This is a genomic window from Rhizobium sp. BK512 (genome assembly GCF_014194915.1).
Lineage (GTDB): Bacteria > Pseudomonadota > Alphaproteobacteria > Rhizobiales > Rhizobiaceae > Rhizobium.
Genome location: NZ_JACIAS010000009.1, coordinates 76,825 through 101,210, shown reverse-complemented (window position 1 = coordinate 101,210; position 24,386 = coordinate 76,825). Strand labels below are relative to the sequence as shown.

23 protein-coding genes and 2 pseudogenes are annotated in these 24,386 nt (G+C 59.9%); 8 read left to right on the top strand and 17 right to left on the bottom strand.

Features of this window, described 5'->3' with window-relative positions:
* Positions 1-16 precede the first annotated feature (16 nt).
* From FHX06_RS27980 to FHX06_RS27970, 3 genes are read left to right on the top strand one after another with little or no spacing between them, the layout of a single operon-like run.
* Positions 17-775, top strand: coding sequence for an SDR family oxidoreductase (locus FHX06_RS27980; RefSeq protein ID WP_183881626.1), 759 nt, complete (start codon positions 17-19; stop codon positions 773-775).
* A 28-nt stretch (positions 776-803) separates the two neighbouring features.
* Positions 804-1,406, top strand: coding sequence for an NADPH-dependent F420 reductase (locus FHX06_RS27975; protein WP_183881624.1), 603 nt, complete (start codon positions 804-806; stop codon positions 1,404-1,406).
* A 22-nt stretch (positions 1,407-1,428) separates the two neighbouring features.
* On the top strand, positions 1,429-1,818 hold the full coding sequence (locus FHX06_RS27970; RefSeq protein WP_183881622.1) for a limonene-1,2-epoxide hydrolase family protein: 390 nt from the start codon (positions 1,429-1,431) through the stop codon (positions 1,816-1,818).
* 213 nt (positions 1,819-2,031) lie between these two features.
* On the opposite strand, the gene FHX06_RS27965 is transcribed toward FHX06_RS27970, so the two are convergent.
* Together FHX06_RS27965 and FHX06_RS27960 are read right to left on the bottom strand one after the other, a co-directional pair.
* Entirely contained in the window at positions 2,032-2,328 is a 297-nt protein-coding gene (locus FHX06_RS27965; protein WP_183881620.1) for an I78 family peptidase inhibitor, read from the bottom strand.
* A 49-nt stretch (positions 2,329-2,377) separates the two neighbouring features.
* Complete coding sequence (locus FHX06_RS27960; protein WP_183881618.1) at positions 2,378-3,745, bottom strand: cytochrome P450; 1,368 nt, start codon at positions 3,743-3,745, stop codon at positions 2,378-2,380.
* Positions 3,746-3,841: 96 nt separating this feature from the next.
* Here FHX06_RS27960 and FHX06_RS27955 point away from each other — a divergent pair, with 96 nt between their 5' ends.
* Complete coding sequence (locus tag FHX06_RS27955; protein ID WP_183881616.1) at positions 3,842-4,516, top strand: TetR/AcrR family transcriptional regulator; 675 nt, start codon at positions 3,842-3,844, stop codon at positions 4,514-4,516.
* Between the two features lie 114 nt (positions 4,517-4,630).
* Here FHX06_RS27955 and FHX06_RS27950 read toward each other — a convergent pair whose 3' ends face one another.
* Positions 4,631-5,572: an SDR family NAD(P)-dependent oxidoreductase gene (locus FHX06_RS27950; protein ID WP_246715658.1), complete on the bottom strand. Its 942-nt coding sequence runs from the start codon at positions 5,570-5,572 to the stop codon at positions 4,631-4,633.
* A gap of 51 nt (positions 5,573-5,623) precedes the next feature.
* On the bottom strand, positions 5,624-6,190 hold the full coding sequence (locus FHX06_RS27945) for a TetR/AcrR family transcriptional regulator (RefSeq protein ID WP_183881614.1): 567 nt from the start codon (positions 6,188-6,190) through the stop codon (positions 5,624-5,626).
* A gap of 497 nt (positions 6,191-6,687) precedes the next feature.
* Between FHX06_RS27945 and FHX06_RS27940 the strand changes: the two genes are divergently transcribed.
* The 3 genes from FHX06_RS27940 (at position 6,688) to FHX06_RS27930 (ending at position 12,281) form a co-directional block, all read left to right on the top strand.
* A complete protein-coding gene (locus FHX06_RS27940; protein WP_183881612.1) occupies positions 6,688-8,208 on the top strand; it encodes an ATPase domain-containing protein in 1,521 nt (506 codons plus the stop codon).
* Positions 8,192-9,877, top strand: a complete 1,686-nt coding sequence (locus FHX06_RS27935) for an ATP-binding protein (RefSeq protein ID WP_246715670.1) — start codon at positions 8,192-8,194, stop codon at positions 9,875-9,877. The genes FHX06_RS27940 and FHX06_RS27935 overlap by 17 nt, the downstream gene beginning before the upstream one ends.
* Before the next feature lie 217 nt (positions 9,878-10,094).
* Entirely contained in the window at positions 10,095-12,281 is a 2,187-nt protein-coding gene (locus FHX06_RS27930) for an ATP-binding protein (RefSeq protein WP_183881611.1), read from the top strand.
* A gap of 216 nt (positions 12,282-12,497) precedes the next feature.
* Here FHX06_RS27930 and FHX06_RS27920 read toward each other — a convergent pair.
* Positions 12,498-12,653: pseudogene (locus FHX06_RS27920) on the bottom strand (SDR family oxidoreductase); the annotation flags it as partial.
* 269 nt (positions 12,654-12,922) lie between these two features.
* Positions 12,923-13,951: pseudogene (locus FHX06_RS27915) on the bottom strand (IS110 family transposase).
* A 172-nt stretch (positions 13,952-14,123) separates the two neighbouring features.
* On the opposite strand from FHX06_RS27915, the gene FHX06_RS27910 reads away from it, so the two are divergent.
* Positions 14,124-14,510: a hypothetical protein gene (locus tag FHX06_RS27910; RefSeq protein WP_183881608.1), complete on the top strand. Its 387-nt coding sequence runs from the start codon at positions 14,124-14,126 to the stop codon at positions 14,508-14,510.
* Positions 14,511-15,315: 805 nt separating this feature from the next.
* Here the strand turns inward: FHX06_RS27910 and FHX06_RS27905 are convergent.
* From FHX06_RS27905 to FHX06_RS27855, 11 genes are all read right to left on the bottom strand, one after another.
* Positions 15,316-16,947 (bottom strand): DUF1254 domain-containing protein, encoded by a 1,632-nt coding sequence (locus tag FHX06_RS27905; RefSeq protein WP_183881606.1) that lies wholly within the window; start codon positions 16,945-16,947, stop codon positions 15,316-15,318.
* Positions 16,948-17,224: 277 nt separating this feature from the next.
* Positions 17,225-17,713 carry an ion channel gene (locus tag FHX06_RS27900; RefSeq protein WP_183881604.1) on the bottom strand — a complete coding sequence of 163 codons (489 nt, stop codon included), beginning with the start codon at positions 17,711-17,713 and terminating at the stop codon, positions 17,225-17,227.
* Between the two features lie 96 nt (positions 17,714-17,809).
* Positions 17,810-18,493 (bottom strand): hypothetical protein, encoded by a 684-nt coding sequence (locus FHX06_RS27895; RefSeq protein WP_183881602.1) that lies wholly within the window; start codon positions 18,491-18,493, stop codon positions 17,810-17,812.
* 31 nt (positions 18,494-18,524) lie between these two features.
* Entirely contained in the window at positions 18,525-19,112 is a 588-nt protein-coding gene (locus FHX06_RS27890) for an OmpA family protein (RefSeq protein WP_183881600.1), read from the bottom strand.
* 3 nt (positions 19,113-19,115) lie between these two features.
* Positions 19,116-19,544, bottom strand: coding sequence for a cysteine rich repeat-containing protein (locus FHX06_RS27885; RefSeq protein WP_183881598.1), 429 nt, complete (start codon positions 19,542-19,544; stop codon positions 19,116-19,118).
* A gap of 58 nt (positions 19,545-19,602) precedes the next feature.
* Entirely contained in the window at positions 19,603-19,872 is a 270-nt protein-coding gene (locus tag FHX06_RS27880; protein ID WP_183881596.1) for a hypothetical protein, read from the bottom strand.
* A 119-nt stretch (positions 19,873-19,991) separates the two neighbouring features.
* On the bottom strand, positions 19,992-20,606 hold the full coding sequence (locus FHX06_RS27875; RefSeq protein ID WP_183881594.1) for a HupE/UreJ family protein: 615 nt from the start codon (positions 20,604-20,606) through the stop codon (positions 19,992-19,994).
* On the bottom strand, positions 20,603-21,202 hold the full coding sequence (locus FHX06_RS27870) for a HupE/UreJ family protein (RefSeq protein WP_183881593.1): 600 nt from the start codon (positions 21,200-21,202) through the stop codon (positions 20,603-20,605). The genes FHX06_RS27875 and FHX06_RS27870 overlap by 4 nt, the downstream gene beginning before the upstream one ends.
* Positions 21,199-22,233 carry a HupE/UreJ family protein gene (locus tag FHX06_RS27865; protein ID WP_183881591.1) on the bottom strand — a complete coding sequence of 345 codons (1,035 nt, stop codon included), beginning with the start codon at positions 22,231-22,233 and terminating at the stop codon, positions 21,199-21,201. Before FHX06_RS27865 ends, FHX06_RS27870 begins: the two co-directional genes overlap by 4 nt.
* The gene (locus FHX06_RS27860; protein ID WP_183881589.1) at positions 22,230-23,174 is read right to left on the bottom strand and encodes a peptidyl-prolyl cis-trans isomerase; all 945 of its coding nucleotides are present in this window, start codon (positions 23,172-23,174) and stop codon (positions 22,230-22,232) included. The genes FHX06_RS27865 and FHX06_RS27860 overlap by 4 nt, the downstream gene beginning before the upstream one ends.
* Before the next feature lie 8 nt (positions 23,175-23,182).
* Entirely contained in the window at positions 23,183-24,364 is a 1,182-nt protein-coding gene (locus tag FHX06_RS27855) for a hypothetical protein (protein WP_246715656.1), read from the bottom strand.
* Between the last annotated feature and the right edge of the window lie 22 nt (positions 24,365-24,386).

Genomic DNA, 24,386 nt, shown 5'->3' with positions numbered 1-24,386 from the left:
ACAGGATTTGAAGGCCATGACCCAGATACATCAACCACTCGCCGGTAAAGTCGCTCTTGTGACTGGCGGGTCACGCGGCATCGGCGCCGCCATTGTCCGGCGCCTTGCCCGTGACGGCGCCGACGTCGTATTCAGCTATGCCGCTTCAGCCAAAATTGCCGATGAGCTCGTCAAGGAGATCGAAAACACCGGCCGTCGCGCGCTCGCTGTCAAGGCAGACCAAGCCATTCAGGCCGAGGTCGCGGCACTGGTGCGTGCGGCTCATGAAGCTTTTGGCAGGCTCGACATACTGGTCAACTCTGCCGGTGTTTTTGTCACTGGCATGGTCGATGACGCGCAGGCGGATGTTGCCGCTTTCGATCGTCAGATCGACGTCAATCTGAAAGGTGTTGTTGCGGCTGTCCGGGCTGCGGTACCCCTGATGACTGATGGTGGCCGGATTGTCTCGATCGGCACCACAGGCGCCGTCCACATTCCATTCGCGGGCGCTGCGGACTACGTTGCCACCAAGGCCGCGGTCGCTGCCTATACCCGCGGATGGTCCCGCGACCTCGGGCCGCGCAACATCACAGTCAACATCATCCAGCCGGGCGCAATCAACACCGACATGAATCCGCAGGACGGCCCGTTCGCGGAAAGCCTGATCAAGCTGGCGGCGCTCGGTCGATACGGACAACCGGAAGATATTGCCGCGGCTGTCGCATTCCTCGTGGGACCGGACGCCGGATACATCACCGGCGCCACCCTCAACGTCGATGGCGGCCAGTCCGCTTAACCCGCAATCAATCCAACAGGAGAAAGACATGACGACCATTGGCATCATTGGCGCTGGGAACATCGGCGCTGCATTTGCAAGGATCCTCGCACGAAACGGGATTGCGGCAACCATCGCCAACAGCCGGGGGCCGGAGACGCTCGGGGACTTGGCACAGGAGCTTGCCCCTCACATCACAGCGGGTACCATCGAGGCTGCGGCAGAAGCCGACATCGTCCTAATCGCCGTTCCCTGGTCTAAGCTCTCTTCAGCCCTTGCCGGGCTGCCGAACTGGAATGGTCGTATCGTTATCGACGCGAACAACCCGATCGAGGCACCGCTCTTCAAGCCCGCGGAGCTGAATGGACGGCTTTCGACCGAGATCGTTGCCGGCCTTGTGCCGGGGGCGAGGGTGGTGAAGGCATTCAACCATCTTCTTGCTGCCCTTCTGACTAAAGACCCGCATGCCGAAGGCGGGAGCCGTGTCCTCTTCTACTCAGGCGACGACGATGGCGCGAAGGCGGTGGTGGCGGATCTGATCGCAAAGCTCGGCTTTGCCGGCGTCGATCTTGGACCCATCTCGAGTGGTGGTCGGCTCACGCAGTTCCCCGGCGGACCATTGCCGGCAAACAATTTTGTCAAGTTCGCCTAAACCCCTTTCAGGAGAGCAGCCCATGTCCAAAACTCCGATCGACATTGCCACCATCTTCTTCGGCCACTGGACCGCCAATCGCATAGAAGACGCCCTTGCGATGCTGTCGGATGACGTTCTCTACGACAACGTGCCCCTGCCCAACATCGTTGGAAGAGACAACGTCCGGAAGTTTCACGAGGACTTCGGCGTGGGAACGGCGTTCAGGGTAGAGTGGACAGTGACGAACATCGCGGCGTCGGGAAACGTCGTCCTCAACGAGCGCATTGATGTGTTCACCCATGAAAGCGGCGGGACGATCACGTTGCCGGTCATGGGTACGCTAACCGTAGAGGACGGGGTGATCACGGTCTGGCGCGACTATTTCGATCTGGGCGACTTCGAGAGGCAGGTTTCACTCCTCAAGCGATAGCCAGACCGCAAAGCCGCCTCCGGTGGAATGCCGCCGGACCGATTGGCCGGTTGGACGGTTACCGTTCATTAACCATGATCTGTCACTCTCTCCTTCTCGGCGTGGTTCTCCTCCCTCCGCTGTCGAAGAAAAAACTGGGCCGTGAGACACTGTCTCCGGCCCTTTTTTGTCTGTTTCGGCGGCCGACGGGCAGAGGAAAAGAATGCTCGAGTCTCAACCACACCTGGCACTGACAACGCGTGCCGAACCGGGATCGGTCTCGATCGTCACGCGATCGCCCCGGTAGTCGTGGGTCACCATCTGGCCAGGTTCGATCTCGCGAAGGGTTTTGGCATTCGTCAGTTGCATCGCTTCCGCGCCGGTAGGCTTTCTGCCACCGACGAGGCTTCGGGCGGCGCTGTCGTTACATTGTCCCTTCACGGCGACGGTCGGGTGCGAGCTGACGCATCCGGCGAGAACGGATGCCAGCCCTGCATAGACCACGGAATTCAGCGTTTTGAGCGTGAACATTCACGAAGTTCCATTGAATCGGCTCTCATATCTACCGAGCGCCGGCAGGCTAGCGCAACACAAGGTTCATGCGCTGCGCCCGGTCGGGCCGCAACGTCACTTTCATGATGGGCTTCGGCGGTGCGGACCCTATGGCGGCAAGCCTGACTTTTTGCAGAAGCACCGCGAGAATGGCTACAGCCTCCATGACCGCGAAGGCATTGCCGATGCAGACGCGCGGACCGGCGCCGAATGGCATATAGGCGTATCGATGCCGTGCCTTGGCCACCTCCGGGCTAAAGCGATCCGGGTCGAATACCTCAGGATCCGACCAGAGAGAACCGTGGTGATGCACCGCATAGATGGGTACAATCAGCACGGTTCCCGACGGGATAAGATATTCGCCAAGCTGGAAATCCTGCAAGGCCGTGCGGGTGATAATCGGCGCCGGCGGATAGAGGCGCATAGCTTCCGAGAAAACCTGCCGCGTATATACCAGTTGCGAAACATGCTCCGCATTTAACGGCTGACCCTGCGTCACCGCATCGATTTCCTGGAGGACCTTTTTCTCGATCTCCGGATGTCGGGCCAGCAGGTCGAATGTCCACGCCAGTCCGAGCGCCGTCGTCTCATGACCGGCCGTGATGAAGGTCATGAGGTTGTCGACGATCTCCACATCGGTCATCCTGCGGCCGGTCTCCGGGTCGCAAGCCGACAGCAACATGTTCACGAGATCGTGGCGGTCATCCGGATGCTGGCGCCTCGCCTCGATCACGCTCAGGAGGCTGGATCGCAGAAAATCGACGGCCGCTTCCGCCTTGCCGCGACCGGGATAAGGGATCCATTCGGGCGCGTGCAAAAGCCCAAGGGCAAACGTCCAGCCGGTCGGCTTGAGGAAGTCGGAAATGCCTGATTCGACCCGCTCGACGTCGATGCCACGGCCGCCGGACATCATCGTCTCCACGATGATGTCGAATGTGGTGCGCATCATCTCGTGGCTGATATCAATCGCCCCTTGACCCGTCTCGATCCACCGGTCGCGCGTACGCGAGGCCGCTTCGATCATCGTCGGCTGCAGTTCGAGCAGCTTGTCGTGTCGAAACGCGCCGGCGACGGACTGCCGTTGCCATTTCCAGTGCGCTCCATCAGCCGTCAGCAGTCCCTGGCCAAGGGCCGGTCCCAGTGCTCTTCTGACCTGATCGCCCTTGCCCAATACGTCGGCATTTTTAACCAGCGCTTCGTGGATCAGCACGGGGTCGGCCAGATAAGCCTTCAGTTCGCCGGCAGTCTTCGAGAAGACCAGTGGTTCCGTAAAGATCGATGGAGGAAGCGCGTCAAGCGGATTGCGAACGATTGCCAACAGCGCCCCGAGTGTCGACTGAGGCGTCAGGGGAAACGTGGTCTTCAGCGTACCGCTGTTTTGAACCGTGCTATCCATCTCGTACATCCTTGCTTACCAAATGCGCGCGTTCTATGTGTAAGGTGTTCACCTTAGGGAATTTGAGGTGTGCACCTTAGTCATTCAAGGGGCAAAATGAAGAACGCGGCGACAAACCATGCTAAAAAGGCCGGCCGTGTCAGTACCCGCGACAGGATCCTCAATGCCGTCCTGGTCTTGTTCAATGAAAAGGGACCCGACCGTGTTACGACCGCCGAAATAGCTCGGACGGTCGGCATCAACGAGGGCAACCTCTATTACCACTTCAAAACGAAGGAAGCACTTCTCCAAGCGCTGTTCAAAAGGCTGGAGACGGACGCAACTGCCTTCATGAAAGACGCCGGTTCGAACACTGCGACGGACCCCGGCATCTTCTCAGGTTTCATGCGGCGCTGGTTCTCGATTGTCTGGGAGCATCGCTACATTTTTCGGGATCTGCCCGGCATCATCGCTATGGTACCCAGCTTGCGCGAGCCGGCGCGCGCCCTCAGCACTGGGATGCGGATCGTCGTGGACGGGACGCTTCGTCAGATGCGCGATGCGCGGCTGATCGACGTACCGGATGACGACGCACCGCAGCTGCTTGCCAATGTCTGGATCGTATCGACCTATTGGGCCGTGTATCTCAGCCTGCAGGAGGGTATCGAGGAACTGGGAGAGGAGCATCTCGGCTGGGGACTAGGACAGGTCGCGAGCCTATTTAGGCCGTACCTGTCGGATGCAGCAAAGAGCGAGTTGAACGCTATGCTTGGTCGGCCGATCACGAATTAAAAGGGGTTCGACATCTGACCAGACTTTCAAAGCCTCAAGACCCCAGAGACTAGCTTTCTTTTGCTACCTTTCCTCCGAGCGACTGCCGGCAAACGCGGTGGGCGCTGGCGCCTGTTAAGCTGGAACTGCCGCCAGGAAGGCGCGCGTTTCGGCTACGACGCGATCCTGGAACTTTGGATCGCGCACGAGCGCGGAGCCGAGCATAGGATTGCCGCTCTGGTCGTAATAAAGGCCGGTTCCGTCGGACGTATCGAGCAGGACTTTGGCGATCATCCGCGCAGCCCGGTTCGGAGTGCTCAAGAAGGGCATGAACGGTATGAGCAGCGGTACGACCAGCGGAGCGAAACATGCCACGAGAAAGCGCACCGCGGCACTGGCGTCGCGCCCCAGTCCGGTGGTCGGATTGAAGCCGGGCTCGACCGCGTTGAAGTGCAACCGTGGCGTCTCGCGGGTGAATACCATGACCGTGGCAAGTGTGCACTGCTTGGATGTCGCACAGGCGTCGAAGCCCGGATTGGGGGAACCCCCAGCTTTCCACTCGCCGCGCGCGCTCGCTTCCGCCGAAATATACCGACCCCCGCGAAAACCGGCGGACACGGCCGGCTTCCGTTCGGGATCTTCTACGCCGGAAGCGACGAAAACAACTTTAGCGCCATCGGGAAGGTGCGGCACGAGTGCTTCGGTGAGCGCAAATGGACCGAGGTGGTTCGTCGCGAATGTCATGTCCCAGCCGAGCGCGTTCTTCGTCGCGCGAACCGGCATGATGCCAGCGTTATTGAGCAGCCCGGCAATTGGAAGATCGAGCGCGATGATCTCAGCAGCCGCGCGTCGCACGCTGAAGATATCCGACAGGTCGCAGACAATGGAGACCGCGTGCTGCCTCTTCCGCTCGATGGCTTTTTGCACCTCGTCGAGCTTCTTGCAGTCCCGGCCGACCAGAATGACCGTGCCATGATCCGCTAGTTTGAGCGCCGTGAGGCGACCGATGCCGGAGGTCGGGCCGGTAACGATGTAGGCCCTGCGGCCCAATGCGTTTTTCAAATTCGAGTTCAGCAAAGTTGGTCTCCATAAATGTCTGTCTAGTCAGTCGTCTGTTGATCAAAAAATTTAGGCGACGATCCGCCAGAGCGCCTCGAACCCAGCCTTGCTATGTTTGGGGGCATTGCTCGGATCACGGACGATAAAGTCGATTGTCGCTTCTGCGATAGCGCCCATCAGGGCGGCGACGAATCCGAGCGGCGCATCGCGCATTGGCCCGTTCGCCCGGCTGCGCTCAAGAAGCACGGCTATACTAGCGCCCGTCCGACTTGCGATCTGATGGCTCTCCAAAGTGATTTCATCGCATACGTCGAGATGCGCCAGTGTCCGGCGCTTTTCCGGGTGAGACGTCGCCCAGCGCAGCCAGTTTGTCCATGTGTGGAGCAACTGGTCACGGATGTCGCGCTCCGCAGGGAGCCCATCCAGGGCGGCCGAAGCCATCTCTGTTTTTAGCTCGATGTAGATCTGATTAAACAGGTCGGCCTTCGTCTCGAAATAGGTGAACAAGGAGCCGTTGGAGACTTCTGCCTCCTTGGCGATCGTCGCTGTGGCCGCCCCCAGTCCCTGGGAGGCGATGACACGGATCGCCGCTGACGTGATGGCGCTCCGTCTCTCGTCGCTTTTTGGTTTGGCCATGCTTCCCGTCCTTGCCTCCGGCCATATATAAGAGAGTGTCTAGTCGGTCAACAGGACGCGGCTTGCGGAGTCGGCCGAGCAGCGAGATGTCCTCGAAAAGCTGCAGCGCGCTTTGATGTCAACTCTCCCGGCGGGCCGCAGGTTCGGATCAGTTCAAGGCGAGGAGGCTTAGCAAAAGGGTTTTTTGGTCCTTGACCAGTGCGATACTGACGACCTGAAATGCCTGGACACCATTTTGCAGTCTGAACGCGCGAGCGCATCGCTCGATGTCGCAGTGGAAGTCCCGCCGCTCCCGCCGCGTTGAATCAGACCGCCCCATGGTCACTCGTTGAGCGGCGAGCCGCTGGGAACGCGAGAGCGAGGGGAGCTGCGACGAGACGTTCCGATTCTCTGCCTTGGGTCCACCGGTTAGCCAAAGCTCGATATTCCGCCACTTGAGGCCCAACGACGGCGATCTATATGCTTCTCACCTCTCACTCGCGCTGCACAGGTAGAACATGTCTGAAACATCAGATGAAGTAGAGACGATCGACACGCCGCGCATTTCCACCGGGGTCGCGGGCCTTGATGTCATCCTTGAGGGTGGCGTGGACGAAAACCGCTTGTACCTCTACGAGGGCCGCCCCGGCACAGGCAAGACCACGATAGCCTTGCAATTCCTCCTCGAAGGCGTCCGGCAAGGTGAGCGAGTGCTTTACATCACGCTTTCGGAGACCGAGCGCGAACTGCAGCTCGTCGCCAAACGCCACGGCTGGTCGCTCGACGGCGTCAGCCTCTTCGAGCTTGTTCCCCCGGAGACCACGCTCGATCCGGATCGCGAGCTGACGGTGTTTCATCCGGCGGAGATGGAACTGAACGAGACGACGAAGCTCATCCTCGACCGGGTCTCCGAGCTCAACCCAAAGCGGGTCGTGATCGACAGCCTCTCCGAGTTACGTCTGCTGGCCCACAGTCCCCTACGATATCGGCGACAAGTGCTTGCGCTGAAGCACTATTTTACCAGCCGGCAGTGTACGGTCATTCTTCTTGATGATTTGTCATCTCAGCAAAACGACCTGCAGCTTCATTCCATTGCGCATGGTGTTGTCATGCTGGAGCAAACCGCGATCGACTATGGCGCTGAGCGGCGGCGCCTGCGGGTGGTAAAAATGCGCGGAATCAAGTTTCGCGGTGGCTACCATGATTTCATCATCGAGAAAGGCGGGCTCCACGTCTTCCCCCGGCTGATCGCAGCAGATCACCATCTTGCGTTTGAGGAGGAGTTTACCTCGAGCGGCATCGCAGAACTCGATCAGATGCTGGGTGGAGGGCTCGAACGGGGGACAAACGCTTTGTTTCTCGGTGCGGCCGGCGTAGGCAAGTCGTCGCTCGCGCTGACCTATGCGTTGGCAGCTGCCGACCGGGGCGAGCACGCCGTCATTTACGCTTTCGACGAAGGACGAGGGACCCTGCAGGCGCGAGCCAGGACTCTCGGCTTCGATTTACAGAAACATTTGCAAAGCGGGATGATCCGCTTGCAGCAGATCGATCCGGCGGAAATGTCGCCAGGAGAGTTCACCGCCAACGTCCAGAGAAGCGTCGAGATCGACGGTGCCCGCGTCATCGTCATCGACAGCTTGAACGGGTATATGAATGCGATGCCGGATGAGCGTTTCCTGATCCTGCAGATGCACGAACTGCTGACCTACCTCGGCCAGCGCGGCGTGATAACTATTCTCGTTCTCGCTCAGCATGGGCTCGTCGGTCCTCTCGAAGCGCCGCTCGACCTGAGCTACCTCAGCGATGCCGTTGTGATGCTACGTTACTTCGAGGTGCACGGCACGGTACGCCGCGCGATCTCGGTCGTCAAAAAGCGAAGCGGCAAGCACGAGCATAGCGTTCGCGAATTCAGCCTGTCGGATAAAGGAGTTCGGCTAGGGCCACCAACGGCCGGCTTCATTGGCGTGCTGGCGGGATCGCCCCATTTTACCGCAGCTCCAGCAGTAAATTCAGTTGACGGACATGATGGCCCCAAGTGAATTCGACCCCGTTCTCGTCTTTGCTCCGGTGGGCAGGGATGCGGCCGCGTCCGTCGAGCTGCTCATGCGCAACGGGATCGCTGCCAAAGCATGCCATGATCTTTCCGCGTTTGTCATAGAACTTGAAGCCGGCGCATCAGCCGCGTTTCTTGCCGAGGAAGCGCTGTTTTCCAGAAATGCCAGCTCGTTATACAAATGGGTCGCCGATCAGCCACCGTGGTCGGACCTTCCTTTTATTTTGCTCACCAGCCGACAGGAGCAGATGGGCATCGAAGGGTGGCGGCAGAACGTGATCGCCAAGCTGCGCAATGTGGCGCTTCTGGAGCGGCCGGTCCAGGCGCTCACGCTCGTCAGCAGCTTGCAATCAGCACTTCGCGCAAGGACGCGGCAGTTGCAGCTGCGCGCGCTGCTCGAGGAGCGCGAGCGTTCGGCACAGCAGCTCGAGCAACTCGTGGTGGCCCGAACCGAGGCACTCGAAGCGGCTAACACGGCGCTGCGGGAACAGATACGCGTCCGGGCGGAGGTCGAGGAGAAACTTCGTCAGGCTCAGAAGATCGAAGCCATTGGTCAGTTGACGGGTGGCGTCGCGCATGACTTCAACAACCTTCTCATGGTCATTTCCGGCGGCCTGGAGATGCTTGACCGCCAGGCCGACCCGGCAAGGCGCAAGCGACTAAGGGACGGTATGCGGCAAGCTGCCGAGCGGGGATCCGGCCTGACCCGGCAACTGCTGGCCTTCTCACGGCGTCAGGAGCTCAAACCGCAAACCATCGACCTGGCGCGCCAGATCGGCGGCATGCGCGAGTTGCTCGACCGTAGCTTGAGGGGCGACGTCCACGTCCTTATTGATCTCTCACCAGACCTGTGGCCGGTCGAAGTCGATGCCAGCGAACTCGAACTCGTGGTTTTGAACCTTGCAGTCAATGCGAGGGACGCGATGCCGAAGGGGGGCACGATTAAGATTACCGCTAAGAATGAGGCGGCACAGTCTGGAGCTGACGGTCACGGCGACTTTGTTCGCCTCGTCGTCGCTGACGATGGCTGCGGAATGACGCCTGAGGTGAAGGCGAGGGTATTCGAGCCCTTCTTCACGACGAAAGACATCGGCAAGGGGTCGGGACTTGGTCTCGCACAGGTTCACGGCTTTGCCCAGCAATCCGGCGGAACGGTCGAGATAGAAAGTGAAGTGGGCAAAGGCACCACGATCTCGCTACTGCTGCCGCGTTCTCTGGACCGTCCTGCATCGGATGAGCATCACCTTGTCGATCTGCATGTCGCGAGGCGGCGAGCAGAACCTGCCGGCAACATCCTGCTGGTCGAAGATGACGACGAAGTCGCGGCGCTCGTTGCCGAAATGCTCGACGAGCTCGGATTCGAGGTGGTGCGTGCGGCGACTGCTTCAGCTGCCCTTGGCGCCTTGGCAAACGGCCGCAGCGTCGACCTTGTGTTCTCGGACATCATGATGCCAGGCGGGATGAACGGCGTAGAGCTCGCGAAGGAGGTCCGGTTCCGACGGAGCGATCTACCCATCCTGCTCACCAGCGGTTATTCGGAGTCGGCAAAACAGGACGCGGAGGCACAGGGGATCAACATCCTGCGCAAGCCGTATCAACTGGCGGAGCTCGAAGAGGCAATCCGGCGAACCATGGCCGGAGGAGATGGAAATTGAGGGTGCGACAGACAACAGCGGGAGCGGCGAGCATCCAAGATGGACCGTGCATTCTTTCGCTAGCCATTCGCAGGCCTATGTGGACGGCGAGGACAGCTATCACGCGCCAACTTTCGTCGCTTGCCGATTGTTTGATTTCTCGGCATATCCCTGCAATGCAAACCAACCGTAGTTGTATAGCGCTACGCCATCTGCGCCTCAGCGAGCAGGTCATAGAATGAACACTGCTTCCCATTTCCCCGCCGAACGCCTCCAGCAGGTCCTCGACAGCGCAGTCGATACCGGGATCATCATGCTCGACGTCGATGGCATAATCACCGGCTGGAGCAAGGGCGCTGAAGCTCTCCTCGGCTGGTCGCAGGACGAAATGCTGGGCAAAACTCTGGTGGCGATCTTTCCGCCGGAAGGAGGAGCCGCCGCGCTGCTCGAGGCGGAACTGACCGACGCCAGGACCAGGGGAAAGGGAAGCGGCGAAGGATGGCGGCTGCAGAGGGGCGGTGGCCGCATCTGGGCCGTCGGTGAGACAACGCCGATAATGGATGATGAGAGAAAGCTTGTCGGTTTCGTGAAAGTGCTGCGCGATCGCACCGAGCAGCGCGAGACGGAGATCGCGCTGCGAGAGCGTACCCGCGCACTCGAGATCCTCAATCGAGCCGGAGCAGACCTCGCGCGCGAGAATGACCTGGAGAAGGTTGTCCAACTGGTAACGGATGCCGGTGTCGAGCTTACCGGAGCGCAGTTCGGCGCATTCTTCCACAACGTCATCAATCCATCGGGCGAGAGCTACATGCTCTACACGCTATCCGGTGTACCTCGCGAGGCATTCTCGAAGTTTCCCATGCCACGCAATACGGCTGTCTTTGCACCGACCTTTCTCGGAGAGGGGATTGTGCGTTCCGCCGATATCACCCAGGACAGCCGGTACGGCAGGAATGAGCCGCGCAAAGGGATGCCGGAAGGTCATCTTCCCGTACGGAGCTATCTGGCCGTGCCAGTCATCTCGCGAATGGGCGAGGTAATTGGTGGACTGTTCTTCGGGCATGCTGACATCGGCGTGTTCGACGAGGCGTCAGAAAGCGGTCTCGCTGGCCTCGCCGGCGAAGCTGCGGTCGCCATCGACAACGCCCGGCTGTACGATGCCGCACAACGTGAGCTGCAGGAAAGACGCCGCGCTGAAGAAGCACTCAAGGAACTGAACGCCAATCTGGAGCATCTCGTCAAGCAGAAGACGGAGGAGCTGACCCAGAACGCAGAGGCGCTGCGGCAAGCGCAGAAAATGGAGGCGGTCGGGCAGTTGACGGGGGGAGTCGCCCACGATTTCAACAATCTACTGCAGATCATTGTCGGCAATCTCGACACGCTCACGCGGAACCTGCCGCCGGAAGCGGGGCGGTTGCGAAGGGCAGCCTCGCAGGCGATGAACGGCGCGAGGCGGGCAGCGGCCCTGACGCAACGGCTTCTCGCCTTTGCCCGGCGGCAGCCGCTCGACCCCAAGCCGATCGATGCCAACAGCCTGATCCGCGGCATGTCTGAGCTCCTGCACCGGACGCTCGGCGAGATCTACAACATTGAAGTTGTACTCGCCGCCGGCCTCTGGAAGGCGGAAGCCGATCCCAACGAACTGGAAAGCGCGCTTCTTAATCTCGCAATCAATGCGCGCGACGCGATGCCTGAAGGCGGTAAGCTGACCATCGAGACATTCAACGCTCATCTGGACGAAGCCTATGCTTCAGCGCACGCAGAAGTGATCCCCGGACAGTATACAGCCATTAGCGTTTCCGACACTGGGATGGGGATGGACACGGAAACGCTATCGCATGTGTTCGAGCCGTTCTTCACGACTAAAGATCAGGGCAAGGGCACCGGGCTTGGCCTCAGCCAGGTGTATGGGTTCGTCAAGCAATCCAAGGGCCACGTGAAGATCTACTCGGAAGTTGGGGAGGGAACGACGGTCAAGATCTATCTGCCGCGGCTCTACGCAGATGGGGCCGATGAAGACGTGGCAGAGGCACCTGCTATACCCGAGGCTGCGCCCGGCGAGGTCATTCTTGTCGTCGAGGACGATCCGGACGTCCGTGCCTATTCGGTCGAATCGCTGCGCGAACTCGGCTACCATGTACTCGAAGCCAAGGACGGCCCAGCGGCTCTGCAGGCTCTGTCCAGCCACGGCAAAGTCGATCTGATCTTTTCGGATGTCGTGTTGCCGGGCGGCATGAGCGGTGCCGACGTGGTTGCCAAAGCGCGAGAGACAGACCCGGCGCTAAAAGCATTGTTCACCACGGGCTATTCCCGCAACGCCATCGTTCATCATGGTCGCCTCGACAAGGGCGTGCATTTGCTACCCAAGCCGTTCTCCTTCGAGGACCTTGCCGTGCGGGTGAGGGATGTGCTCGACCGTAGTTGACGGCTTATCTTGCGGCCACGGCCTTTCCGCGAACTTGCATCCACTTCAGGTTCCTTTGATCACAGACCCTGGCCAAGCTGCGGCGTTCTTCGCCGTCGGCCTCCTTCTCGTTGGTAAGAGACAACAATGTTACACCGAGCGGCCGAACTTGCCGCTTGAACGGGTAAAACCGGCGAGCAAGACGGTGGCGGCTAAGAATATGGGCGCTTCAAAGTTGGCAAGGCCGCCGTCGACGGCGACTTCGCTGGCGGTCATGAAGCTGCTGTCCGGCGAGGCTAGAAAGGCAGCCACCGCTCCGATTTCCGCGGGATCGGCCATGCGCTGGAGCGGGGTCATCGAGGCGAAGGCCTTCTGGCCGTCCTCGCCCAGCGCGGTCGGCTTGATGATGATCGGCCTGGCCAAAAACGGCGCCGGCAGGTGTGATCGAGTGCGGTCTTCTGTCAGGCCTTTCTTTGCGGCACTTTCAGAAGCCGCTGGCCGGTATGGTGATCTGCGGATCCGGCCCAAATCTTGTTCCCGAGCTCGTGGCTCCAAAAGCAGTACTGGTTTTCCCGATCCAGATCGTTTCGATCATGCGCCCATTCGGGTCATCGACTTCTCACACCTCCTAGCCGGTCCTGGTTATCCGTGGCAGTTCCGTGTCACGCCATAATTGCCAGAGCCGGGTCTCTATAATCTTCCTGCTTCGTCAGCATGGCCCAAATATTCCGCGCCATTTTGTTCGCCAGTGCGATAGCCACCAACATCTTCGGCTTCTTTGCAAGCATCCGTGAAAGCCACGATCCATGTACTGGCGGTTTGCGACCCGCCCAACTTACGCAGGTCATCGCGCCGATGATCAGAAGTCTGCGAATGTCGGCCTGTCCGGCCTTCGATACCCGGCCGAGCCGTTCCTTTCCGCCTGACGAAAATTGTCGAGGAACGAGACCAAGCCAGGCTGCGAAATCTCGGCCGCACCGGAAATTCTCCATCGCTGGCGCGAAGGCTTCTACCGCCAGTGCGACCAGCGGACCCACGCCAGGCATCGTTTGAAGTCGATGCGCGATTCCGCTCTGCCGAGACAGGTCCACGAGCTTCTTGGCCTTCTCCTTAATCCGAGCTGTCATCTCGTCTATCTGAGCCAGAAGATCACGGCACTCCTCCCGCACGAGTTCAGGCAGATCGATCTCAGCCCTCTCAACGATCGCTTCAATGCGCTGGATGTGAGCAATGCCCTGTGGAATGGCCTGGCCATATTCATAGAGAACAGCACGCAAAGCGTTCACCAATTCCGTTCGCTGCCGGACCATCCGCTCGCGCGCCCGGAACAGAACCGCCCGAGCTTGCTGATCCGCAGTTTTGGACGGGACGAAACGCATCTCGGGCTGACGGGCCGCGATGACGATTGCTTCAGCATCGGCCGCGTCGTTCTTCTGGCTCTTCACGAAAGGGCGGACATATTGCGGAGCGATCAGCCTGACCTCGTGCCCCACTTTGACCAATTCACGGGCCCAGTAATGGGCGCTACCGCAGGCTTCCATAATCACAATCGCTGGCGGCTGTTCCGATAGGAAGCGGAGAAACTGTCATCGTGACAGTTTCTTTCGATACCGTACTTCGCCCGCCATCGTTGCTGCGTGCAGCACGAAAACATTCTTTGCCAGATCTACCCCGATCATCGTGTCTTTCATTTTGCCGCCTTCTCTGTCCTGTGGACTACAACCACATCATCTTGGCATATTGCGATGCCGTGAGGGGAGGACGGCAACCACCCCATCTTGTTCTGGCCCTTTCCTCGGTGGATCGTCTTCCATCGTGATCGAGAGGCCGGGTGGAAGCGACGAGAGGATCCGGATCGATTCGGTGAAGCATCTGGGTGTGATCTACCTGCAGGTTCTCGAAGAGACGGAGAACGGAGGAGCGGGCGATATCCTGAACTATCGTCTCCACGGACCTGATGGCTCTCCTGCGCCATCCTGGCTCAAGCAGCTCGGTCCCCGGTCGTTCGCGGGCAACCCCGATGCCGCCGAGGGCATGGTCGATCTAATCCTGTCTGTCGTTCAGCGCGATGGCCAGGTGATCGACTACGAGATCCGGCTGGACAGTTTCAGCGGCCACCTTTACCAGCCGCGCGGACCGGAAGACCACGGGTTCGAGCCGAGGCCGGCACCGATGTTCTCCCAGCAAATGCTGGCCGGGGCCAGACAAGGCGATATCGGCGCACTGGAGAGGGCACTGGGTCTTCGTTGACCCAGTTGGAAGAGGAAACTAGCCGGAAAACGAAGTTGTTGTCATTGCAGTTCCTGCCGGTGTGATTTGCAAGGTTGCCAGCGCTGCCCAGGCTTGGTAGCGCTGGCAATTCTCCAGATGCGAATAACTGAGACGGCAGAGGCAAGAAGCTGAAGTAGATATCCTCGACCACCATAGAAGACCGGATTCGCGACGCGACCGTGGCGGAAATTCCACGTCTCCAAAGTGAGGAAGATCGGATATCGGCTGCCCGCCAATCGATCGACGATTCCAGAAATACCCAGCGGAATGATCCATGCTCTGAGCTCCGTTTCGACAGAGCGGGCGTAGGCAAGTGCATCGCAGAAGGAGGATAGATCCCTTTATCAACCTGATGCCATCGGCCGCCCACGCCATCGGGCGATAAAATGCCTCCCTCGACGCCTTCTCTTCTCTCGAGATCGGAGAGTGCTGGAACTCCAGCACCGCTCCACTTTCCGCCCGGACATCCGCGATCGAACGCAGCGTAGGAGGCTGCGCTTCTAGCAGCCTCCGGCCGGAGCTACGATCGGCAATCAAGGCAACACCGCTTGGTTCGCCCGTTCAAAGCGCGTCGCTTCCCAGAACCGCTCTCAACCCAGTTTCCCTACTCACTTCGGCCAAAGAGCTCGCAATCAGTTCCGCAGATAGCTGCATCCGTCATGCAGTACCGACCTGCTCTGACGCGGCGCCTAGCAGGCCACAGTTCTTCGTCGTCTACGACAGCCGTTCTGGAGAGCAGAGCATTCGGACCGGCTTGCTGAACCGAGCAACCCTTCCGAATTCCTCACTTCACCAGTCCGATCTCGCTGGGTCGCCATGATTTGTCGAAGAAAGGCTCGAGCGGGCTGTACAGGCGCAGGATCGTGAACCAGCCCTTCTTCGGGTCGGTCTGAATCCAGTTGCCGCGCGGAACGCCTTGCGGCTGGTTAGGCGCAAACCAGACCGTGGTCGAGCCGTCGGCACCGGCCTCGGCAGCAGGTGAAGGATAACTCTGGCTACCCGCGCGCGGATAGCGCTGTGGCGTGTCGAGCATTGAGCGAGTCATATTGTCGTACACCGTAAACGACCAGAAATTCGCCTCGGGGACGCCCTTCGGTAACGTCACCTTGTAGGTCTTGGCACCGTCGAAAGGGCTTTTGTCAGCATCCGTCATCGCCAGCAGATATTGCGAGCCGACGCCTGGCAGCCGCATCGCCATGGCCGGAGTGATACCGGTAATGCCATAAAAGAAGTTCGTCCGCGCGTCCATCGTCCGAGAGCCGGTCGCGGGAAATGGTTTGACGCCGTCGGCCGTAATCTCCGGGATCGGTGTTTCGAACTCGTAGCCGGTGAGGAAGAGAAAATTGGACCAGGACGAATTTGGATAATAGAACCAGCTCGGATCACGCGGGGACATGAAAAGGCTGCGCGAGCTCGCGTTGGCGACCGCCAGCGCCTCGGTCATGATCTTCTTCATGCGTTCGTTCGGCGCAAAGGGCTTCCCCTTGGCGATGCCAATTGCCGCCAGCGGCCCCATCAGTTCCGCGTCAAGCGAGGTGGCCGGCTCCCTCTGAACCACCTCATTCAGCATCTCGAAGTAGCTCCAGTCGTTGGGCGGGATTGTGTTCATCACCTTGCCGCTGCCTTCGTGGAACACGGTGGGCGCTGGCGGTTCGATCTTGCCCAACTTAGCCTTGCCGGCAAGAAACTCGGCAATGGGGGTACCGACTCCGCCGGGCTGATACGGGTAGACCTTGGTGAACTTGCGGATTGTCTCCACCACCGGCTTCGGATCGTCATGGTTCTCGAGGAACGATCGGCCGAACCATAGTATCGTGTTGGTCCTGGCCCGGGCGACATAGTATCCACCCTCCGGCAGCGGCCCGTCGTAGCCCGGAGGTACGATAAGGTACTTACCGCCTTCTCCGCGGTCGGGTCCCGGCCCACCGAGGTCGACGACCCAGCGGAACCAGGCATCCTGTACAACGCCCAGGAACTTGGGCGGAGCCTCCAGCACGACGGGTCCCTCGGAGAGGTCGAGATACCCCATGACGTAGATCGTGTCGGCATTGGCCGTCAGGAAGAGCGACTTGGCGTCCATCAATTCGGAGAAGACGAGAACCTCGTTCTCCTTCATACCGATGTCCATCATGCTCTTGCGCAGCGCATGAATGCTGACGCCGCGCATGTTATCCATGAAGGCGCGGTAGGCATAGGTGAAGTCGAGATTGTCGTAGAGCCTCTCTGCGGTGGACTTGCTCGGCACACCGTCCTTGAACTCGAACTTGCCGATATTGGTATCGACAACATTCGGCGTTGAAATGGACTCGGGGATCGGTGGTGCCTCCGCCAAGACGACAGCCGGTTGCATGGCAAGGAAAATGCCTGCCGCGAGCGGCGTCATCAATGCGGAGAGGTAGTCCTCGATTGGTCTCATGGTTCTTCCTTTCGTTGCATCACTTCGGGAACAGCAGGAACGTCAACTCGCACGCTGACGAAATCGGCCCCGCTGCCGCCAGACCTGCGAGCAGGCTGATCGGCTGTCTCTCGACTTCTAAAGGTTTTGGCACCAGAAAATTGATCAGACCGACGGTTGGTTGGTCTCGGATTGCTGGTAGGATGTCGCTCGCTGCGCAGAGGCGGCTCTTCATTCCGAAGCAAGGGTTTCGACGGAAACTTGGTCGCACGCTTTAGCAGCGAAGGCGAGAGCGGACTCATGCCGCCTTGTCCTCCTCCACTCGCTCCCGCCGCGCCTGCAGTCTGTCGAACTTGCCGAAGTCGGTCATGATGCTGACGAGGACGCTTCCCGTCCAACCGAAGGTGAACAAGCCCGACATTGCGATGATCGGTCCAAGCAGACGCCAGCGATCTGGCAGCGCGATGTTGCCTTCCCCAAGCGTGGTATAGCTCTCCAGCACGTAATAGTAGCTGTCGCGCATCGAGGGGATGATCTCCCTGATATAGAGAGGAACCGCCCAGAGCAGAGTTTCTGCGAAATGCAGGATCGCCAGCGCGGCGATCGTCACCGCCAGCATCAAGTTTAATCGCCAGTGCGACGTGGTGCTCGTCACGCGTGCCCAGGATTTGCTGAACTGAAGGCTGATTGTCCGGATGCCCACGCCGTGCACGAAGATGATGACGATCAAAATCAGAGTGCCGACAAAGATTTCGAATACCGGGTTCGGGTTCGATAGGTGGTCCAATCGCTAGGTCCTCAATCTTGTCACCGCCGATGGAAGGCTCCTTGAAAGCCTCCTGTCGTACAGAAACCAGCGCATCCATGTTCCTTCGCCCTGGTGCTAGTAGCAGGGAGGATAGGGATAGTAGCCGCACGCCGGGGGCGGGTAGTAGCGCCGATCTTCCGCGACTGCCGCACCGATTGCGGCGCCGGCGACGACACCCGCACCGTAGTATGCGCCCGGATGCGCGTACCAGCCGCCACGCCAGACTGGAGCGCGTCCTCCGACGGCGACGCCGCCGTCCGGACCGCGGGCCGCAAACCAGTCGATGAACAGTGATGCGGGACCATCGGCTCCAGCGAGATCGCCTTCGAGGACGGCGACCTGAAAGGTCAGGTTTCCGCCCTCAAGCTTCGGTGTCTTCAGAACGACCACGGCATCGGCGACAGTATCACCCTTGCCGCTCAAGACCGATATCGTCGCGTTGGGAGGGTCCTTGGCAAAGCTGTCGGCCCCCTCGCCCCATTGCTTGATGAACTCGGAGGTCAGGACATGCCCCGCGGATCGCACCGGACGGTCGGCGAATACGATCGAAGTTCCGGAGATGCCGGTCATGGTGAGTTTTCCGTTCTCGAGCTTTGCTCCTCCGGAATTGAGGACGGCAAGCGACGGCACCATCTTTGCTTTTGTTGCGCCGATCGTCTTCTGCGCGGGGGCCGAGATGGCGTCCTGCGCGAACGTTGGAGAGGTGGATAGCAGGCTGACGGCTACTGCGGCCAAGCATATATGGGATAATCTAAACATCAGTCTCACTCCCGGATTTTCACTGGTGAAGCTATTTTAGAAGCCCAAGGTTGATCAGTTGAACGCGCCTGTTGTCGGCCGACTCGGGGTGACCGGGATCGATCGGCCACTCTTCTCCGGCACCGACCGAAAAGAGGCGATCAGGCGAAACTGCGAAGGTGGTCGACAGCGCTTCGTTGATAGCGTCGGCCCGCTTCTGGCTGAGTTCGAGATTGTGCTTGGCGGTTCCGGTCGCGCTCGAGTGCCCGACGATGAGGAACTTGTAGCGGAACAGATCCGGATGATGCAGTGCATCCGCAATCAGCCCGACGGTGCGGTAGGATTTCGGCTCGATGGCAGTCGAGTTGTTTTCGAAATCGATCTCGACGATCAACTGCGAGAGTTCCGACAGCTTGCCCCAGTTGGGTAGTGCGGCAACGCCCTTTCCCACATTGGCGTTGGCTTCCTCCACGAGGAGCGCGACATCGACGGCAGGTGCCGCCGACCTCATCTGTGCGAGCGTGCTCATGATCTGACTGTTGTCGAGTTGCTGGGCGGAAGCGATGCACGGGGCCAGAAGCAGGCCGAGTGCCAAGGAGATGCTACGAACGTTCATTTTCTTTTCCCCGGTTCCGGTCATGGTTCACCGCCATCCGGCGTCGGTGATTGCCTGGTTACATTCCCTGTTGTCGACGCGCTTCGTCTGAACGAGGCATGAGAGAATGTTGCCGTCGCCCTTCACGCCGTTGCAGTACTGCGAGACGTCATGCTGGCAGACCTTGAACACCGACGCCTGCGCCTCCTGGCGCTGAGCGATCGACGTCATGACGCTGCCAAGGGTCGATGTGCAGGTCGGTGAGACCTTCGACGCGTTCTTTTCGAGGCAGGTCTGGATGCGGCCGTTTCCGAGGTTCTCGCCATTGCAGAACTTCTTGATGTCGGAGCCGCATTCCTTGGCAAGGGTCGTTACCGCGTCAGCGTAGCTGAGCGTGTCTGCCAGACCCACGGCTTTTATGGACAGGAAAGCGGCAAGCGCCGCCCCTGCGAAGATGCCAACTCTGTCTCTCATCATTGTTCCTCTCTCCGAGCGATTGATTTGAAGTGGTTATTTATCGGTATGCGCAGTGGGGTTATTTTCGTGGGGGTTTGAACGGGACGACGGCCTCTCTATCGAGGGCCTGCTCGATCTCGATCCGCATGCTGTCTATGAGCTCCTGATACTCGTCGATGCGTTCGCCCCGTTCTGGAGCGGATGATCGTTCCCATTGCAGTTTCTCCTCATGCGCAGTCAGAAAGTCGTCGCAGAGGTCGCGAAACCCCTCGTTGCGAGCGGCGAGTTCCTCGATGACTTTGGCGCGTTCCTTGAAGGAGCTCTTTACGAATTCAACACCGTTCCCCATCCGGTTTATCCATTCGCGTGCATCGCCTGACAGCAGGCGATCTCAGAACATGATGATCCAAATTTCTCCCTTCGCACCGTATGTTACTGTAACAAACGGTCTCGATGGGGGGACACCTCTCAACGCAGCCCCCATCCCAGAAGCAGCATGCCGCTCGCCGCCGTCCAACTGCCAACCACCCGCATCGCAATGCGGGTCCAGTCCCACTTTGCTTTCAGGACGGCAGCGGAGACCAGGGCGATCAAAACGAAGACAAGACCGGCGGAGCCAATGATCGCTGGGGCACCGTCACGGGCTGCGGAGTACGCGGAGCCGAAGACGTAACCCTCGAAGGCTGCAAGGACGATTGCCAACGACCCCGTCGCCCATACGGGCATCCGAACGTCGGCCGCCGCCAGACCTCCCAGGATCAGCAGCGGCAGGCTTTCATAAGCCGGATTGATGGCGAGCAAGCCAAGCGACATTCCCACCAGTCCGAAGGTTATCCATGCGACGGGCAGGAGCAGGACGGCGACCCGGGCATGGGCCAATCCTCTTAGCCCGGCGAGAACACCAAGCGCGACGATGGGCAGAATGGCTTCCGGCGACATCGCGAAATGCGCGACCCCGTCGTAGATCGGCCCAAGCCCTGTATTGACGAGATGTGCGCTGGCCTCGACCGGAATTATTGCGATCCCGATCGACGCCCCTACGGCGCGGATACGACTTTTCGTGGAAGCCGCCGCCTTCGTCATGCCAGTGCATTCCACAGGAAGAACGCCCCGACGGCTCCAACCGCTCCCCCGGCGGCCCTGACGGTGACCTTGCCCCACGGCCACTGGTACAGCAGGCCGATAACGATGCCGACGGCGTGCAATAGGCCAGTGGCGATCACGAAGCCCAGGCTGAAGAACAGGGCGTTCTCGCCAAGCGGGAGTTCGGCACCGTGCGCGTAACCGTGGAAGATCGCGAAGATTCCGACCAGGATCGCCGCCGCGAAGAAAGGCGGTCGAGTTTCGGTCAGCACGGCCATCCCTAGCAGGACGCCCGACAGCGCGATGCCAATTTCAACACCGGGCATAGGCACACCGAGCAGGCCCAGAAAGCCGCCGAATGCCATGACGAGGGGAAACGTGATCGGCAGCACCCAGATGGCCGGCTTTCCCAATTGTGCGCCCCACAGGCCAACGGCGATCATGGCCACGACGTGATCAAGGCCCGTAATCGGATGGAAAAAACCGGCGGCGAAACCTGAGGCGCCGCCCGTCCCGACATGGGCCTCGGCGACGCCGGTTGACAAAAGCAGTGCCGCAAGGACAAGGCCAATGCTGCGAAGTACCGAGTGTTTCATGCAATTCCCCCAAACATTGCAACGATGCGATCAACGGTCCAGTAGGCGCCCAATATTCCCACTGCGTAGGCGGGCATCAACTCCATGCCGCGCGGCAATCTGATTTCGATCGATTTCAGGGCTGCGATCAGCAGTAGGATCAGTCCCACGAAAGCCAACTGGCCAGCCTCGACCCCAAGATTGAACATCAACAGCGCAACCGGAATGTCACCTTGCGGCAGGCCGAGCGCGGTCAGTCCGCTCGCAAATCCAAACCCATGAAGGAGCCCGAAGGCGAACGAGACGATCCATGGATGGCGGATCGTGAAGCTCGTTTGTCCACGCGATACCCGAACGATCTCTGGCCCCAGAAACAGGATCGACAGTGCAATCATCGCATTGAGCGGCAGCGCGGGAATCTCGACCTTGCCCAGCGTCGCGACGGCAAGCGTGATGGAATGGGCGAGCGTGAAGGCGGTGATCGTCTTCACCAGCATCCACCTGGAGCGGACGATGAACAGCAAACCGAAGACGAATAGCAGATGATCGATACCGAGAAGAATATGCTGGAAACCGCTCACGAAATAAACCTTGGCGGCAGCCAGCGGGCGGCGGGCGGCGGCGAACTCGATCCGGGGTTCCGACGGATGGATCATGGTCGTCTCGACAGTGCCATCCAGCAGATGAACGCGGACCAGCACATCGGTAATTGTCGCCTGTAGCCCGACGAATTCAACACGCTTACCTGAAAGGCCGTCGCCATCTGTCTCGATCACCCGCGTTTCGACAACCGAATCCAGAAGCTCGCGTTCGGCCGGCTCCGTCACGTTGCGCACGCTGTCCTGAAACCGCAGGACGATCGGGAGCCGCATGCCTGACAGCATGGGCGTCCGCCAAACGACCTTGTAACGGTTTGCCGCCATTTCATCGATCTGAAGATAGGCGGGCCGTATCTCGTGTGCGACGGCACCTGAGACGAACGCAACGGCTGCCACGACGACACCAAAGAGCAAACGCCAAAGCGACATGGGCAAGTACAATCGAGCGCTCATTGGGCTGACAACTCGATCTGGGCGCCTGCCCCTGCCGGCACCTCCAGGCTCCGCAGGTCGTCCGCGGTAACGGTGGGCAGGCTTACGACGTAGCGCGAACGCATCTCCTTCAGGGCGTTGCTCTTCACCTCAGCGTAGCGTTCGTCGAGCCACGCCGATTTAACGGCAGGCGCAACTTCCTCGAAAGCAGGAACCCGTCCAGGCTCGATGGAATCGACCCATATAAGATGCCAACCGTAGCCGGATTGTACCGGTCCTTGCCAAGATCCCGGTTTCAGGGTGAAGAGAGCCTTGGCAAAGTTCGGTCCGAACTCCTTGGCCATCTGATCGGGCGTGGCGTCGCCGTAGTAGTTCCGGAACATGAACGGGTCGGCGACCGACGCAACCTCCGGCGAGTCCGCAGGTTTGCCGGCGACGGAAGGGATGGCGGCTTCGGCAGCCTCGCGAGCGGCCTCGCCGTGCTTGTCAAATGAGAAGTAAAGATGACGAAAGCTCAGGTGTGGCGAAAGCGCGAAGCGGTTTGAGCGTTTCGCATACCACTCCTCGAGTTGAGCGTTGCTCGGCTCGTCCAGCGTCGCCAAGTCGGCGGCAAGGAAGTCCATTTTCTGGGCCAGCCTTCGCTTGATGATCTCATCGTCGCGATCAAGGCCAAGGGAGACGGCCTCGCGGAACAAAATCTCCTCGGTGACCTTCTGGTCCATGAGGCTTCGCATCTCATCCGGCGTCGGTGCGGGCCGGCCCTGGGCCAGCCAAGTCACCGCAAGCTGACGGACGTCGTCCTTTGTCAAATCGATTTTCTGCTGATCGACGACTTCAACGAGTACCGGGGTGAACAAGCGGTAGCCACCGAAGAGCACCACACCGACGATGACGAAGTGCAGGAGCGGTTCGCTGAGAAACCGCTGCCATTTCTCTTTCGGGGCGTCGGACAGAACCTTCATAAACACACCTATTGTCGTTGATCAGCAGAAGAACCCAAAGCTGCCTGAGCAGTGGTCAGCGGACTGCGTTTGAGATAGCTGAGAATAGCAAACTGCTCGGCGGGATCGCGGACCGCCTTAGATCTGACGATGGCGACATAGTCCGGGGTCGCATCCCACGCCTCCCAGTCCGCCAGTTCCGTGGCGACGAACCCGGCCATCGGATTGCGCGCCTTGATGAAGTAGCGATAGGCCTCGATCACCCGCTGGCGCGAGATGATAGCGTCGGCTCCGCCGTGGACGCTCAGTGCGAGAAGAGCCGCCTGAATTTCCGGCAGGGTCCGCTGGCGATCGGCGAAGAAGGTTGTCTCTAGCCAGTCGACGCGGCTTGCACCACGCAATTCCAGATCGGCCGCCAGCAAAGCCGATAGGTTTGTTGCGTCCCGTGTCTTCAACGCCGTGTCGATTTGCTGTTCAAGCGCGACGGCTGTACCGGGACCGCCTGCGATCCCTATCAGCAACGTGTAGGCTGGACGTCGAGAAGCCAATGTCGGATCGTTGGTCCAGGTCACGAGTTTGGCGGCATCGAGCTGTGGCTTGAGCAGCCGCGTCACGGCATACGGCGCGCGCGACAGCTCGCCATAGGCAATCTCGGCCACCAAAGGTTCAGGACTTTCGAGTTGCGGCGCGACGACGACAATCCGTTCGCGCCATTCGGCGTCCGTCAGATACGAGGATGTGAGGGTCAGTTGCGGCCAAATTCTCTTCGGCGTCGCTGCGCCTTGCTTCGTCTGCGCGAGTTGTCGCAGCCATCCGGCGAAGTCGACGGATATTGCACCCAAGCTTGTCCACTTTTCGGAAACCTTGTCGTGGAGGAGAAGCAAGGGCTTCTTGTCGAGTTTTGCCGCCTCTGCGTCCCCGACGGTCAGACCGTCGACCGACATCACAGCCTGAGCGACTGCGATGGACAGTCCGGACTGCGCGACGACATCGCCGACCGTGCCATCCCCCTTGACGATTTCCATGACGCGGAACCGACCTTGCCCATCCACTGGAGCGGCGATCACGGCCTGATCTGCGGCGTCGAGCTTCTGGCCGGGAGTAACCACCAGCCCCGAAAAGCAGATGGCGCAGGCCTCAGCATTCCCCGCGAACGCCAGGATTACGCAGCCGAGGCTCACAAACAGCCGGGCGGATGCTTTCGCTACCATGGAACTCTCCATTACCAGCCAG

Excerpts from the sequence above, each read along its gene's own strand:
- FHX06_RS27980 (WP_183881626.1), top strand. The coding sequence starts at position 17 with ATGACCCAGATACATCAACCACTCGCCGGTAAAGTCGCTCTTGTGACT.
- FHX06_RS27975 (WP_183881624.1), top strand. The coding sequence starts at position 804 with ATGACGACCATTGGCATCATTGGCGCTGGGAACATCGGCGCTGCATTT.
- FHX06_RS27970 (WP_183881622.1), top strand. The coding sequence starts at position 1,429 with ATGTCCAAAACTCCGATCGACATTGCCACCATCTTCTTCGGCCACTGG.
- FHX06_RS27965 (WP_183881620.1), bottom strand. The coding sequence starts at position 2,328 with ATGTTCACGCTCAAAACGCTGAATTCCGTGGTCTATGCAGGGCTGGCA.
- FHX06_RS27960 (WP_183881618.1), bottom strand. The coding sequence starts at position 3,745 with ATGGATAGCACGGTTCAAAACAGCGGTACGCTGAAGACCACGTTTCCC.
- FHX06_RS27955 (WP_183881616.1), top strand. The coding sequence starts at position 3,842 with ATGAAGAACGCGGCGACAAACCATGCTAAAAAGGCCGGCCGTGTCAGT.
- FHX06_RS27945 (WP_183881614.1), bottom strand. The coding sequence starts at position 6,190 with ATGGCCAAACCAAAAAGCGACGAGAGACGGAGCGCCATCACGTCAGCG.
- FHX06_RS27940 (WP_183881612.1), top strand. The coding sequence starts at position 6,688 with ATGTCTGAAACATCAGATGAAGTAGAGACGATCGACACGCCGCGCATT.
- FHX06_RS27935 (WP_246715670.1), top strand. The coding sequence starts at position 8,192 with ATGATGGCCCCAAGTGAATTCGACCCCGTTCTCGTCTTTGCTCCGGTG.
- FHX06_RS27930 (WP_183881611.1), top strand. The coding sequence starts at position 10,095 with ATGAACACTGCTTCCCATTTCCCCGCCGAACGCCTCCAGCAGGTCCTC.
- FHX06_RS27905 (WP_183881606.1), bottom strand. The coding sequence starts at position 16,947 with ATGAGACCAATCGAGGACTACCTCTCCGCATTGATGACGCCGCTCGCG.
- FHX06_RS27895 (WP_183881602.1), bottom strand. The coding sequence starts at position 18,493 with ATGTTTAGATTATCCCATATATGCTTGGCCGCAGTAGCCGTCAGCCTG.
- FHX06_RS27890 (WP_183881600.1), bottom strand. The coding sequence starts at position 19,112 with ATGACCGGAACCGGGGAAAAGAAAATGAACGTTCGTAGCATCTCCTTG.
- FHX06_RS27885 (WP_183881598.1), bottom strand. The coding sequence starts at position 19,544 with ATGATGAGAGACAGAGTTGGCATCTTCGCAGGGGCGGCGCTTGCCGCT.
- FHX06_RS27880 (WP_183881596.1), bottom strand. The coding sequence starts at position 19,872 with ATGGGGAACGGTGTTGAATTCGTAAAGAGCTCCTTCAAGGAACGCGCC.
- FHX06_RS27875 (WP_183881594.1), bottom strand. The coding sequence starts at position 20,606 with ATGACGAAGGCGGCGGCTTCCACGAAAAGTCGTATCCGCGCCGTAGGG.
- FHX06_RS27870 (WP_183881593.1), bottom strand. The coding sequence starts at position 21,202 with ATGAAACACTCGGTACTTCGCAGCATTGGCCTTGTCCTTGCGGCACTG.
- FHX06_RS27865 (WP_183881591.1), bottom strand. The coding sequence starts at position 22,233 with ATGAGCGCTCGATTGTACTTGCCCATGTCGCTTTGGCGTTTGCTCTTT.
- FHX06_RS27860 (WP_183881589.1), bottom strand. The coding sequence starts at position 23,174 with ATGAAGGTTCTGTCCGACGCCCCGAAAGAGAAATGGCAGCGGTTTCTC.
- FHX06_RS27855 (WP_246715656.1), bottom strand. The coding sequence starts at position 24,364 with ATGGTAGCGAAAGCATCCGCCCGGCTGTTTGTGAGCCTCGGCTGCGTA.